The organism is Actinoplanes sp. NPDC049599, from assembly GCF_044465625.1.
GTDB lineage: Bacteria > Actinomycetota > Actinomycetes > Mycobacteriales > Micromonosporaceae > Actinoplanes.
Genome location: NZ_JBITLX010000007.1, coordinates 1 through 13,278 on the forward strand (window position 1 = coordinate 1; position 13,278 = coordinate 13,278).

General features: G+C 73.8%; 12 protein-coding genes. 7 read left to right on the forward strand and 5 right to left on the reverse strand.

Annotated features, from left to right (window positions below; all coding sequences use genetic code 11):
- Window positions 1-439: 439 nt before the first annotated feature.
- Window positions 440-982: a hypothetical protein gene (locus ACIBQZ_RS14870; protein WP_396089143.1), complete on the forward strand. Its 543-nt coding sequence runs from the start codon at window positions 440-442 to the stop codon at window positions 980-982.
- Window positions 983-1,102: 120 nt separating this feature from the next.
- Here ACIBQZ_RS14870 and ACIBQZ_RS14875 read toward each other — a convergent pair whose 3' ends face one another.
- Window positions 1,103-2,851 carry a DNRLRE domain-containing protein gene (locus tag ACIBQZ_RS14875; protein ID WP_396089144.1) on the reverse strand — a complete coding sequence of 583 codons (1,749 nt, stop codon included), beginning with the start codon at window positions 2,849-2,851 and terminating at the stop codon, window positions 1,103-1,105.
- Window positions 2,852-3,144: 293 nt separating this feature from the next.
- On the opposite strand from ACIBQZ_RS14875, the gene ACIBQZ_RS14880 reads away from it, so the two are divergent.
- Window positions 3,145-4,314 (forward strand): dipeptidase, encoded by a 1,170-nt coding sequence (locus ACIBQZ_RS14880; RefSeq protein WP_396089494.1) that lies wholly within the window; start codon window positions 3,145-3,147, stop codon window positions 4,312-4,314.
- A gap of 288 nt (window positions 4,315-4,602) precedes the next feature.
- Entirely contained in the window at window positions 4,603-5,421 is an 819-nt protein-coding gene (locus tag ACIBQZ_RS14885) for a polysaccharide deacetylase family protein (RefSeq protein WP_396089145.1), read from the forward strand.
- A gap of 59 nt (window positions 5,422-5,480) precedes the next feature.
- Here the strand turns inward: ACIBQZ_RS14885 and ACIBQZ_RS14890 are convergent, their stop codons facing one another.
- The 3 genes from ACIBQZ_RS14890 to ACIBQZ_RS14900 are packed head-to-tail and all read right to left on the reverse strand — an operon-like array spanning window position 5,481 to window position 8,160.
- A complete protein-coding gene (locus ACIBQZ_RS14890) occupies window positions 5,481-6,185 on the reverse strand; it encodes a VOC family protein (protein ID WP_396089146.1) in 705 nt (234 codons plus the stop codon).
- 35 nt (window positions 6,186-6,220) lie between these two features.
- Window positions 6,221-6,913: a response regulator gene (locus ACIBQZ_RS14895; RefSeq protein WP_396089147.1), complete on the reverse strand. Its 693-nt coding sequence runs from the start codon at window positions 6,911-6,913 to the stop codon at window positions 6,221-6,223.
- Window positions 6,877-8,160, reverse strand: coding sequence for a sensor histidine kinase (locus ACIBQZ_RS14900; protein WP_396089148.1), 1,284 nt, complete (start codon window positions 8,158-8,160; stop codon window positions 6,877-6,879). Before ACIBQZ_RS14900 ends, ACIBQZ_RS14895 begins: the two co-directional genes overlap by 37 nt.
- Window positions 8,161-8,291: 131 nt before the next feature.
- Between ACIBQZ_RS14900 and ACIBQZ_RS14905 the strand changes: the two genes are divergently transcribed.
- The 4 genes from ACIBQZ_RS14905 to ACIBQZ_RS14920 all read left to right on the forward strand — a co-directional run bounded on the left by ACIBQZ_RS14905 (window position 8,292) and on the right by ACIBQZ_RS14920 (window position 12,487).
- Window positions 8,292-9,191, forward strand: coding sequence for an ABC transporter ATP-binding protein (locus ACIBQZ_RS14905; RefSeq protein ID WP_396089149.1), 900 nt, complete (start codon window positions 8,292-8,294; stop codon window positions 9,189-9,191).
- Window positions 9,188-9,988: an ABC transporter permease gene (locus ACIBQZ_RS14910; RefSeq protein WP_396089150.1), complete on the forward strand. Its 801-nt coding sequence runs from the start codon at window positions 9,188-9,190 to the stop codon at window positions 9,986-9,988. The genes ACIBQZ_RS14905 and ACIBQZ_RS14910 overlap by 4 nt, the downstream gene beginning before the upstream one ends.
- Window positions 9,989-10,024: 36 nt before the next feature.
- Window positions 10,025-10,291, forward strand: coding sequence for a hypothetical protein (locus ACIBQZ_RS14915; RefSeq protein ID WP_396089151.1), 267 nt, complete (start codon window positions 10,025-10,027; stop codon window positions 10,289-10,291).
- Window positions 10,292-10,378: 87 nt separating this feature from the next.
- Window positions 10,379-12,487: a peptidase M6 immune inhibitor A gene (locus ACIBQZ_RS14920; protein WP_396089152.1), complete on the forward strand. Its 2,109-nt coding sequence runs from the start codon at window positions 10,379-10,381 to the stop codon at window positions 12,485-12,487.
- On the opposite strand, the gene ACIBQZ_RS14925 is transcribed toward ACIBQZ_RS14920, so the two are convergent.
- The gene (locus tag ACIBQZ_RS14925) at window positions 12,460-13,260 is read right to left on the reverse strand and encodes a cyclase family protein (protein ID WP_396089153.1); all 801 of its coding nucleotides are present in this window, start codon (window positions 13,258-13,260) and stop codon (window positions 12,460-12,462) included. The genes ACIBQZ_RS14920 and ACIBQZ_RS14925 overlap by 28 nt on opposite strands.
- Window positions 13,261-13,278 lie beyond the last annotated feature (18 nt).

Sequence of the window (13,278 nt, forward strand, 5' to 3'; positions counted from 1 at the left end):
CGGCAATGCTTGGCGCGGCCGTTTCGGCGCGGCAGAAGCGTGTCGCCCGTCCGGGGGATGGCGATCGATCATCACAACAGCCATGCAAAAGACTCGGTGGAACGTTTTAGCTCATCAAGATCTGCGGGAAGGCTGCCACTGAGGCTGCGACCGCACTGAATGGCGAAAGTCGACCGCTGAGTAAGGGTCACAAGATGACACAGCGAGTCATGGCCGCGGCGATTTCGCGGGGGCACCTTGCTTGTCAATGAGCCCCTCTTGCCGGTGCACCGGCTTCCGCTTCCCTTGCACCGCAACGAATACACCCCTCAAACGGTCACCTTGAGTAGCGTCGCGATGTCACTTAGTAGTGGGCCAGATGTCACAGCGAGTAATCGCCACTTATGCCGCCAATGGTGACAATCTGTAACCCTAACCATCGCGGCCACGGGAGCTCACCATGACGGCAGTCCGACGGCTGACCACGACGCTCACCCTCGTGATCGCTGCCCTCGCCGTCACCACGGTCACCGTCGCTTCGCCGGCCTCGGCGGCCACCGTGTCAACGTCGCGGGCCAACAGCGCCCTGCAGTCGGTTGTTCCGGGCGCCTGGCGCAACGCCATCCCCAGTGCCCTGGCCACCAGATTGATCTCCGGGAAATCGAGCACATCCGCCTACCGCCAGGGAATCTGGGTCAGCCGCTTCCACGCCGGCCAGTCGACACCGCTGCTGCGGCACACCATGGCGCACGAGTTCGGTCACCACATCGCGTTCTTCTACGGCAGCCAGACGATCTACGGAGCCGCACCGAAGGGCTTCCCTCAGGGCGTCACGTCCGTCGAGACCTGGGCGGACTGCGTTGCCACGGCCCTCAGCGGGGTCGACAAGCACGGCACGAACGTCAAGAAGATCTGCAGCCGTGCAGGCCTGCGGTGGACGAAGGCGTGGCTGAAGAAGGGCCCCGCCGCGCACCCGCGCACCGACGCGGCGATCCGCTGGTGACATCCGGGACCGTCCACCCGTGACACCGGCACCCACCCGAGCCACCAACAGCACCAGCCACCGACAGCACGAGCCGCCCTGCAGACTTGCCGGGCGGCTCGTGAGCACATCGGACTTCGGTCAGCGCAGCTTCACGTCGAAGATCTTGTCGGCGGCCAGCGCGCGGAACGCGGCCAGGGCCGGCTTGGTGCTGTCGATGCTGATGTCGCGGTCACCCTGGTCGTCGCGCTTGGTGTCGAAGTAGACGATCGCCTTGATGCCGGGACGCTTCTTCAGCTCGGGCAGCACGCTCGCGAAGCCCGGCGCCTTGTCGGCGACCTTGCCCACGCGGTGGTACACGCCCCACTCGGCGACCATGATCGGCTTGCTGGCGTACTTGCCGGTGGCCCAGTCGTACCAGCCCTGGCCGCCGCCGGTGGGCGCGCGGTCGAGCAGGTCACCGAACATGCCGAAGTGGTAGTAGCCCTTCTCGGCGCTCACGTACGAGTCGAGGCCCAGCCAGTCGACGACGTCGTCGCCCGGGTAGAGGTCCTGCCACCAGGACTGCGCCATCCACTTCTCGTTGCCCATGTAGGCCATGACGTTGATCGCGTTGGTGACACCCTTGGCCCGCAGGCGCAGGATCGTGTGCCGGTACATGGCGGCGAAGTCCTTGGCCTCCCAGCCGGAGCCGGCCTTGGCCACGACGTCGTTCTCCGGCTCGTGGTTGAGCACGAGGAAGAACTTCTCGCCGAAGGTGGAGCTGATCCGGGCGGCGAACTTGTCGATCCGGGCGTCCTGCTCGCCCTTGGCGACCTTCGCCCAGGTGGAGCCGTACGCGATCTTCCAGTTCAGCAGCAGCACGCGGGGCTTGGCGGCGTCGCGGGCCATGGCCATCTCGGCCTTGGTCGGGAACGGCTCGTCACCCTTGTGGTACGCGTGGAAGATGCTCGCGGTGCGGCCGCTGAGCTGCTCCCAGTCCATGAGCGCCCGGTCGCGCGGCGCGTCGGTGAAGCCACCGGCGGCGGCGCCCCACAGCACCCCGCAGGACGGTACGAGCTTGGCGTCGGTGACGCACCCGCCCGGCGCCGGGGTGGTCGGCGCGGGGGTGGTCGGGGCCGGGGTGGTCGGAGCCGGGGTCGTCGGAGCCGGGGTGGTCGGGGCGGGCGTGGTCGGGGCGGGCGTGGCGGGGGCCGGGGTCGACGGCGCGGGCGGCGGCATGTCCTCGTCCTCGATCGGCGTGGCCGGCGGCACCGCGACGTCGCCGGGCACGGAGCCGGCCGGCGGCTGGGCCGGCGCGGTGGGCGCGGCCGGGGCGGGCTGGCCGTCCCGGGTGGTCACGGTCAGCAGCGGGCCGCCCCACTTGCCCTCGGTGGCGCGCAGCCGGGTGACCGCGTTGGCCGCCGAGGACTGGATGGCGAAGGAGTAGGTGCCCGGGCCGGTGACCGCGGCGCCGACGTCCAGCGACAGCTCGGCGCCGGTCCTCGGGGTGACGGACGCGACGACCGCGCCGAGGGCGGGCGCGGTGCCGGCGGTCAGGGTGCGCTGCGACCAGGTGGTGTCGGCCACCCGGCGCACGGTCACCGTGCCGGCGACCTCGCCCACCGTGACCAGCCGCAGCCGGGCGCCGGTGACCTGGGCGCCGGCCGGGACCTGGAACTTCAGGAACGCGATCTTGGCGTCGCCCTCGAGCCGGCCGACCGACAGCTTGTCCTCGGCGCCGAAGGAGGCGTCCTTGCGGCCGCTCGAGACGTACGTGTCGTCACCGGCGGTGAGCTTGAGCTCCGGGCCGGCGGCCTCGGCGGGCGCCGTGGCGACCAGCGCGGTGCCGGCGCCGGCCACCAGGGCGGCCAGCGTGGTCACGGACTTCTGCAGCTTCGAGCGACGCAATTCAGATCTCCCCCGCGTTGTCCGGCCGGGTGTCGGCCGGGCATGCAGAGAAGATTCCGGGGCTTCCGGTGCCCGCGCCGTGCCCGTCCGGGTGCCGCGTGGTTGCGGACGAGCCGATCGGCGGGACTTGAGGATTCCGCGGGGCCTCCCGCGCGCGGATCGCCCGTTCCGTCCTAAACTCCGGGCCAGTGATCATCGTCCGTCCGGACCGAGCACGAGGAGCCCCGCCGGTGTCCGTCGTCGATCTCGCCCTGCGTGCCGCGCCCGTGATCGACGGGCACAACGACCTGCCGATGGCGCTGCGCGACCGGGCCGGCTACCGGGTCGACGGGCTGGCCGCGGACCGGCCGGAGTTCCACACCGACATCGCCCGGCTGCGCGCCGGCGGCATCGGCGGCCAGTTCTGGTCGGTGTACGTGCCGTCGGACCTGAGCGAGCCGGACGCGGTGGTGGCGACCATGGAACAGGTCGACGCGGTGTACCGGCTCGTCGCGGCGTACCCGCGGGACCTGGTGATCGCCTGCTCGGCGGCGGACGTCGAGGCCGCCCAGCGGGCCGGGCGGATCGCCTCGCTGATCGGCATCGAGGGCGGGCACAGCCTGGCGACCTCGCTCGGCGTGCTGCGGTCCTTCGCCCGTCTCGGCGTCCGGTACGTGACGCTCACCCACAACCACAACACCTCGTGGGCGGATTCCGCGGCGGACGTGCCGGCGGCCGGCGGCCTGACCGGCGAGGGCCGGGCGGTCGTGGCGGAGATGCAGCGGATCGGCGTGCTGGTGGACCTGTCCCACGTCGCCACCACCACGATGCACGCGGCGCTGGACGTGGCCACCGCCCCGGTGATCTTCAGCCACTCCTCGGCCCGGGCGGTCAGCCCGCACCGTCGCAACGTGCCCGACGACGTGCTGGTCAGGCTGCGGGACAACGGCGGCGTGTGCATGGTGACGTTCGTGCCGCCGTTCGTCTCGGCGGAGGTCGCGGCCTGGACCCGGGCCGCCGACGCGGAGTGGGAACGGCTCGGGCTGCCGGCCGAGCCGGAACCCTGGGCGAGCGCACCCCGGCCGGGCCGCGCCGCCGAGCCCCGGCCCCGCACCGCGAGCGGGTCGTTCGGCACCGCGCTGCCGGGTGCGGGCGCGCCGCCGCCGGAGCCGTTCCGCGCCTGGCTGGCCGCGCACCCCCGGCCGCAGGCGACGATCGCGCAGGTGGCCGACCACGTGGAACACGTCCGCGCGGTGGCCGGGCCGGAGCACGTCGGGCTCGGCGGCGACTACGACGGCTGCGACCGGTTCCCGGTGGGTCTGGAGGACGTGTCGGGTTATCCCCGCCTGCTCGCCGAGCTGGCGCGGCGGGGCTGGAGCGGGGCCGAGCTGGAGCTGCTGACCGGGCGCAACATCCTGCGCGTGCTGCGCGAGACCGAGCAGGCGGCCGAGGAGCCACTGTGGCCGCTCTCCCCGGCCCGATAGCCCCGGCCCGATAGCCCCGCCCGATCGGTCCGGCCCGATCGGTCCGGCCCGGCAGCCCCCGCCCGATCGGTCCGGCCCGATCGGTCCGGCCCGGCAGCCCCCGCCCGATCGGTCCGGCCCGGCAGCTCCGGGCCGGTAGGTCCGGCCCCGTAGCACAGGCGCGCCTCGGCCGAAGGACGGATCCGGGTGCGGTTGATCTCCGGCCCGCGCCGGATGCCGGCCGGTGGCGCCGCGCGAGAGGCTCCCTGGGCGCCGCGGTTCCGCGGCGCGGACACGGGGAGATCAGCCATGCGCTTCACCATCGCGCGGCCGAGCCGGCGCGCCTTCCTCCGCGGCGGCCTGCTGGCCGCCGCCGGGGCCGGCGTGGGAGCGCTCGGCGCGGGCGGGATACCGCACTGGTGCGGGTGGGACCGGCCGCCGCTCAGCGGCGGTTACGCGGCTGCCGCGGACACCCCGGCCGCCGCCCGGCACGCCGACGTGACCGTGCGGTACTACGCCGAGACGGCCGAGCCGGTGGTGGCGTTCACCTTCGACGACGGCCCCGGGCCACGGTGGACGCCGATGGTGCTGGACACGCTCGCCGCCGCCGGGGTGCCCGCCACGTTCTTCATGGTCGGGCGCAACCTGCGGGACCACGCCGGGCTGGTCCGGGACCGGCTGGCCGGCCACGAGGTCGGCAACCACTCCTGGTCGCACGACGACCTGGCCACCCTCGACCTGGCCGGGGTCACCGCCGAGCTGACCCGGACGCACGAGGTGATCCGGGACGTCACCGGCCGGGCGCCGGCGCTGCTCCGGCCGCCGTACGGGCACCTGGGCGGGTCGACGCTGCTGGCGGCCGACTCGATGGGCTACGACATCGTGCTCTGGTCGCAGCAGATGCGCGAGCGCACCTACGCCCGCGACCCGGCCGCGCAGGTGCGGGCGATCGTCGACACGGCCCGCCCGGGCGACATCATCCTGGCCCACGACGTCGGCGCGGACCGGCGGCTGGTGGCGCTGCACGGGCTCACCGCGATGATCGACGGGCTGCGCGCCCGCGGTTTCCGCTTCGCGACGGTCTCCGACCTGGTGTCCGCGCACCCGAGCCCCGCGACACCCGCCTGAGCCGAACGCCCGGTCGCGGCCCTGCGACGGGCCGCCCGAGCCGGATGTCAGCCGGGCGTTCAGTCGCGGCCCTGCCAGGTGGTCACGCAGGCCTCGTTGCCCTCGACGTCGGCCAGCACCCAGAAGGACGGCGCCCGGTCGGCGGAGAGCAGCACACCCCCCGCCGCGATGGCCGCCCGGATCCGGTCCGGCGCCTCCTCGTGCGGCACCGAGACGTCCAGATGCAGCCGGTTGCGCTGCGGGCGCGGGCCGGTCATCTGCTGGAACCAGATCGCCGGGCCCTGGGCCAGCGGATCCACGATCGGGTCCTGCGGGCCGCCGCCGCCCGGCTCGTCGGCGTAGCCCAGCACCGCCTTCCAGAACGGCCGGATGTCCGCGATCACCAGCGCGTCGATGCCGATCTCCAGGGCCTGCACGGAGCGCCGCCCGTCGGCGTCCGGCAGCAGTGGCAGGCCCATCTCGGCGGCCGCGGTGGCGATCAGCCGGGCGTGCGTCAGCTCGCGGGCGGTCAGCCCGGCCGGGTCCGGCGGGCTCAGGATCAGCTCCAGCCGGCCGCGGCGCAGGTCGAGCTGGAGGCATTCGTCGGCGCCCTCGCCGCAGGCCCGGATCAGCTCGGTGGCGACCTCGGCCACCTGCCACATCGAGCCGAGCCGCAGCGACGCGCGCAGGCTGCCCAGCACGTACCGCCAGCCGAGGTCGCCGATCGCCGCGGACACGCTGGTCCCGCTGAGCACTGTGCGGTCGTCCGTCGCCTCGCCGGTCATCCCGGCATCGTCTCATCCCGGCCGCGCGGAAGCGGTCAGGCCAGGCCCGCGTCGTGCACCAGCAGCGCCACCTGGACCCGGTTGTTCAGCTCCAGCTTGACCAGCAGCCGCGACACGTGGGCCTTGACCGTGGCGACGCTCATGAACAGCTCGGTGGCGATCTCCGCGTTGGCGCGGCCCTGCCCGAGCAGCAGCGCCACCTCGCGTTCGCGCTCGCTGAGCTGCGCCAGCGCGGTCTGCGCGGCCTGCCGGCCGCCGTTGACCTCGGGGGCGGCCACGTGCGCGATCAGCCGTCGGGTCACCGCCGGCGACAGCATCGCCTCGCCGTGCGCCACCCGGCGCACCGCGTGCAGGATCTCCACCGGCGGGGTGTCCTTGAGCAGGAAGCCGCTGGCGCCGGCCCGCAGCGCGCGCAGCACGAACTCGTCGGCGTCGAAGGTGGTCAGCACGATGATCTCCGGGGCGCTCGGCCGGCGGCGCAGCGACTCGGTGGCGGTCAGGCCGTCGACCCGGGGCATCCGGATGTCCATCAGCACGACGTCCGGGCGGTGCGCGGCCACCGCGGCCGGCACCTCGCTGCCGTCGGCCGCCTCGCCCACCACGGTGACGTCGTCGGCGCCGGACAGGATCATCGTCAGGCCCGCCCGGACCAGGGCGTCGTCGTCGACGATCAGCACGCGGACCGGCCCGGTCACGGCGCCGCACCCGGCTGCGGCCAGGGCAGCCACGCGCTGAGCGTGAACGCGCCGTCGGCGTCGTGCCCGGAGGTCAGCCGGCCGCCGGCCAGGGTGGCGCGCTCGGCGAGCCCGACCAGGCCGGTGCCGGCGCCGGGCAGCGCCGCGGCGGTGCGCGGGCCGACCGGCGCGGGGTTGCGGATGTCGATGGTCAGGCCGGTGCCGGCCGCGCCGGCCACCCGGACCCGCACGGCCGTGCCGGGCGCGTGCTTGCGGGCGTTGGTGAGCCCCTCCTGCACGATCCGGTACGCCGCCCGCCCGGTCCCCGCCGGCAGCTCGGCCGGCCCGTCGACCAGCAGCTCCAACCGCACCCTGACCCCGGCGGACCGCGACTCCTCGGCCAGCGCGGGCAGCTCACGCAGGGTCGGCTGGGGCCGTTCCGGGTTGGCGTCGCCGGCCGGCTCGCGCAGCACGCCGATGACCTCGCGCAGGTCCTGCAGGGCCTGGTGGGCGCTGGCCCGGATCACCCCGGCGGCGCCCGCGACCTCGGCCGGCGCCGCGTCGGGGCGGATCTCCAGCGCGCCCGCGTGCAGGCTGAGCAGCGAGATCCGGTGGGCCAGCACGTCGTGCATCTCCCGGGCGATCCGGGTGCGTTCCATCGCGCGGGCCTGGCCGACCCGCAGCTGCTGCTCGGACTCGGCGCGCTCGGCGCGGTCGCGCAGCGAGACCACCAGCTGCCGCCGGGACCGCACCACCATGCCCCAGAGCATGATGATCACGTAGATGACGGTGCCCCAGGCCAGCGACTCCAGCACCGGGGTGTCCCGCTCGGGGCGCAGCACGCAGAACACGGCGTTGGAGCAGAGCGAGCCCACACCGATCACCGCGGTCACCGCGAAGCGCCTGTGCACCGCCACGGTGAAGAAGATGATCGCGGCCGCGATGGCCGCCGCGATCGAGAACGCCCCGAAGACCATCGCGACCACGGACAGCCGCACCGCGAACCGGCGGCGCCACCAGAGCGCGGCCGAGAGCACCAGCCCGGCGACCAGGTCCGACCAGGCCAGCCAGGCGGGCGTGTTGGTCCATTGCGGCACCACGTCGGGGTCCGCCCGCAGCAGGTCGGTGCCGGCCAGCACGGCCCAGCCCAGGCCCATCACGAAGCAGAGCGAGTCGACCAGCCAGTCCCGGGTCGACCGCAGGCTCCGCACCGGCTCGGCCGGCTCCCGCAGCTCCGCCGGCAGCAGCCAGTGGTATTCCGGCGGCCGGCGGCCGGCCGTTGACACCGTCAGCTCCCCCATCGTGGTCATGCTACGGGCGGGCCGCCGCCGCCCGATACCGACCAAAGTCGCAACCATCACCAGACCAAGGTTCGCCGGAACCGACCGGCGGCCGACGCGGCCGGCCGGGTGGCCTCGGCACGCTGAGGGACATGATCACAGTTGACCATCTGAGCAAACGGTACGGGAGCCACCCGGCCGTCGACGACGTGTCGTTCACCTGCGAGCCCGGCACGGTGACCGGCTTCCTCGGCCCGAACGGGGCCGGCAAATCCACCACCATGCGGATGATCTGCGGGCTGACGCCGCCCACCGCGGGCTCATCCACCATCGACGGACAGCCGTACCGGCGGCTGGGCAATCCCGGCCGGCGGATCGGGGTGCTGCTGGACGCGTCCGCGCAGCACGCCGGGCGGACCGGGCGGGAGGTGCTGAGGCTGGCCGCGCTGACCATGGGCGTCGACAAGCGGGGGGTCGACGAGAGCCTGGCCCGGGTCGGCCTGAACAGCACCGCCGCCAAGCGCCGGGTCAAGGCGTACTCGCTGGGCATGCGGCAGCGGCTCGGGCTCGCGTACGCGCTGCTGGGCGACCCCGGCATCCTGATCCTGGACGAGCCGGCCAACGGCCTCGACCCGGAGGGCATCTACTGGATGCGCGGGCTGCTGCGGGACTTCGCCGACCGGGGCGGGACCGTGCTGCTCTCCTCGCACCTGCTGCGCGAGGTGGAGGCGGTGGCGGACCGGCTGGTGGTGATCGGCGCCGGGCGGGTCGTGGCCCAGGGTGACAAGGCCGAGCTGCTGGCCGCCTCGGGCACGGTCGTCCGGGCGCTGGACATGGCCGCCCTGGAGACGGTGCTGGCGCGCATCGGGCTGTCCGGCACGAAGGCGACCGACGGGGGCGTCGTCGTGCAGGCCGACGCGGAGACCATCGGGCGGGCCGCGGCGGACGCGGGCCTGGTGCTGCTGGAGCTGCGCCCGGCCGGCAGCGGCGGGCTCGAGCAGATGTTCCTGACCCTGACCGCCGGTGACTCGGTGCAGGAGGCTGTCCGATGACCGCCGTGCAGACCGTGCCGACCAAGGCGCCCGCCGCTGCGGCTGAGGACGCCGGACGCCGTACCGGAATCCCGCTGGCCCGGCTGATCCTGGTGGAGCTCCGCAAGCTGGCCGACACCCGGTCGGGCCTGTGGTTGTTGATCGTGATCGCGCTGGCCTCGGCCGGCGCGTCCACGCTCATCCTGCTCGCCGCGCCGGACGACGAGCAGACGTTCACGGACCTCTTCTCCTTCGGGCTGGTGCCGGCGGCCATCCTGCTGCCGGTGCTCGGCATCCTGTCGATGACCAGCGAGTGGTCGCAGCGCACGGCGCTGACCACCTTCACGCTCACCCCGGCGCGGGGCCGGGTGATCGGCGCCAAGCTGATCGCGGCGGTGCTGATCGCGATCGCGACCACGGCCGTCGCGGCGGCGATGGCCGCGGTGGCCAACCTGATCGCCATCGGTACGGGCGGCGACGGCAGCTGGCAGATCCAGGCGGCCCTGGTCGGCCAGCTGCTGACCAACCAGGTGGTGTTCGTGCTGATGGGCTCGGCGTTCGGCGCGCTGCTGCTGAACTCGCCGCTGGCCATCGTGCTGTACCTGGTGATCCCCACGCTCTGGTCGGTGCTCGGCGAGATGGTGTCGTGGCTGCGCCGGGCGGCCGGCTGGCTGGACATCAACCTGACCTCGCTGCCGCTCAGCGAGCCGGGGATGACCGCCGAGCAGTGGTCCCGGTTCGGCGTCGCGGCGCTGGTGTGGGTGGCGCTGCCGCTGGCCCTGGGCACGGTACGGGTGCTCCGGCGCGAGGTCTCCTGAGGTGAACCCCGCCCGGCCGGGGGCTAGGCTCGATCCATGCCGATCGGCGCCCAGCCACCCGGCCGGCGGGGCACCGTCGGCGAGCCGTACAGCGCGCTCAACCTGCGCCTGGTGCTGGCCGCCTTCGGGTTCGTGGCGTGCTCGGCGCTGGCGGTGGTGCTGTGGCGGATGGGCTGGGCGGTGCCCGGCTGGCTGCTGGCCGGGTGGGCGCTGGTCGCCGCGGTGGACCTGGTCGTGGTGCAGCTGCGGCGGCGGGCCCGGCGCCGGGCCGAGGGCGGCCGGCGGCATTCACTCTTCGAGTAGACCGCGTCTTGCCCCTTTTGCCCCTTCAGTCCGGGTACCGTCGCCTTCTGTGCGCGCCCCACCGGCGCGGCGCCGAAGGGAGTCCCATTGGCCCGCCTGCGTTTCGCCGCGGTCGCCCTGCTGATCCTGCCGCTGCTGCCGGTCCCCTCCCCGGCCGCGGCGGCCGCACCGGCCCCGCCCGCGCCGGCGGTCCCGCCGGCCGGCGACATCCGCGAACTGACCCGTAAGCACCTGGACGTCTCCGGGCTGACGATGCGCCGCCGGGCGGCCGGGCGCACGGCCCGGATCGCCGCCGCGCCCACGCCCGCGGTGGGCACGGTGCGGGAGTGGCTGGGCCTGGACGACGTGGCCGGCACGCTCTACCGCAAGGACTACACACTGCGCGGGGTCGGCGACCACATCGAGGTCTGGGTCGCCGTCGACGTCGCCTTCCCGCCCGGCGACTGCCGCCCGGCGTCCTCGGTCCAGGTCACCGACCAGCAGATCGGCGAGCTGGTACGGGAGTTCGACAAGACGATCTACCCGCGGGAGACGGCCGCGTTCAGCGTCCCGCGCGACCGCGACGGCACCGAACCGGTGCTGGCCGGCGGCGACTACACCGGCGACGGGGACAAGACCGTGACGCTGGTCGACAACGTGCGCGACCAGAACTACGTCGACTTCCCGGACTCGCCGACCTACATCGCCGGGTTCTTCTCGGCGCAGCTCAACCAGCTGGTCGACCGCAACGTCATGACCGTCGACGCGTACGACTGGCAGCACCGCTCGGGCGCGGCGCCGCCGGACGAGGCGACCGACGACCTGTGCACCAGCCGGCCGGCCCGGCCCCGGATGTACGAGGGCACGTTCGCCCACGAGTGGCAGCACCTGCTGCAGTCGTACACCGATCCCGTCGAGGACCTGTGGGTCAACGAGGGCCTGTCCGACTACGCGCAGACCCTGGTCGGCTACGTCGACGGCACCGCCACCGTGTACCACCCGGGCGCCGACAGCCACCTGACCTGCTTCCAGGGGTTCGGGCTGGTGCGCACGCCCTACAACACCAACCCGCGGGACTGCGGCGGGCCGCAGAACTCGCTGAACCTGTGGGGCGAGGGCGCGCCCGCGGAGGTGCTCGCCGACTACGGCAACGCGTACCAGTTCATGCTGTACCTGCGCGACCGGTTCGGCCCCGCGGTGCTGGAACGGCTGCACCGCGACGGCGCCCGCCAGGGCCTGGCCGGGGTGGCCGCGGCACTGGGCCCCGGGGTCAAGCTGCCCGCGGTGATCCACGACTTCCAGACCATGACCCTGGTCGACAAGGTGGTCGGCGACACCGCGGACGGGGTGATGACCGGCGTGCCGAAGGCGAAGGTGACCTCGGCGAGCGTCCGGTCCACGGTCAACCTGGCGAACCCGGCCGCGTTCGACTACCCGGGCGCCGCCCCGAACGGCGCCGACTACGTCCGGCTGCGCAACGCCGCCGGCGAGTTCCTGAGCGGGGCCGAGCTGACCGGGGTGCGGTTCACCGGCGCCCGGACGCTGCCGCCGCGGCCACTGCAGTGGACCGTGCAGGGTGGCGCGCTGTTCTCCGGCAACACCAGCAACCTCGACGCGAGCGCCGTGACGGAACTGACGGTGCCGGCCGTGGACCCGGCACTGCGGATGCGGACCACCTACAAGACCGAGGACGACTACGACTACGGGTACGTGACCGTGTCCACCGACGGCGGGCGCACCTACACGAGCCTCGGCGGGGACAGCACCGTGCCGGCGCCGGGCGGGCCCGCGCTCAACGGCGACTCCGGCGGGCCGGTGACGCGGACCTACGACCTGACCGCGTACGCGGGCAAGCGCATCCTGCTCGGCTTCCGCTACACCTCGGACGCCTCGATCAACCAGGGCGGCTGGCTGATCGACGAGGCGACCGTGGGCGCCCTGCGGGTCACCGACGGCGCGGAGCTGACCGGCTTCCGCTCGCCCACCCAGATCCAGCCGGTCAAGGTGCCCGCCTGGCACGTGAAGCTGGTCGGGCTGGACGAGGAGAACCGGCGGGCCCGGCAGGTGAGCCTCGCCGGGTACGCCGCGCTGCGGGCGTACCCCAAGGTCGTTGCGATCGTCGGCTACGACGAGCCGACCGAGCAGGTGAGCCAGTACGCGCCGTACGCGCTGACGGTCAACGGCGTGGTTCAGCCCGGCGGCGGCAGGATGCCGTAGATCAGCGCGGTCGAGCCCGAGCCGGCCTTGTTGACGTGCCCGCCGCACAGGACGTACCCACCGGTGGCGGGCAGCGCGGCCAGGTTGGCCAGCACCTCCAGGCTGATCCGGTGCCGCTGGTAGACCAGCAGCGAGACCGCGTACGTGGTGTCGGTGCCGAGGTCCGGGCCGAACGTGTCGGTGCCGGTGCCGCCCCGGTGCCCCAGCCGTCCGGTGTCGACCAGCCAGCGGACCGCCTCGAGGCTGAAGCCGGGCTGGTGCATGACCCCGTCGGCGTCGAGGTTGAGGTAGGCGGGGGTGCCCCAGCGGGCCTCCCAGCCGGTCCAGAGGATCACCATGGACTCGTCGGGGATCCGGCCGTGCCGGCGTTCGAATGCCTTCAGGTCGCGCACCGACAGCGCGAAGTCGGCGTCCCGGGCGCACTGCCGGCGTACGTCGATCTTGACGGCGGGCAGGAAGAGGTCGGCCGGCTCGAGGTCGTCGGCGAGCGCGGCGCCGGCGTTGAAGTGACCGGGCGCGCCCCAGTGCGTGCCGGTGTGCTCGCCCTCGCGCACGAACTGCAGGTAGAAGCCGTCCTGCTCGACGGTCGCGATGGTCTCCAGCTCGAACGCCGGGTCCCCGGGATAGCCGATCGTGGTCGCCGGATCGTTGACGTGCGACAGGCTGACCAGGTCGAGGGCGAGCCCGGGCCGGCCGCCGGCCCGGGCCGGCCCGCCGGTCAACGCCCCCGCCAATCCGGCCGCCGCCGCACCCATCAGTCCCCGTCGTCGCATGTGCCACCGTCCCGGTCA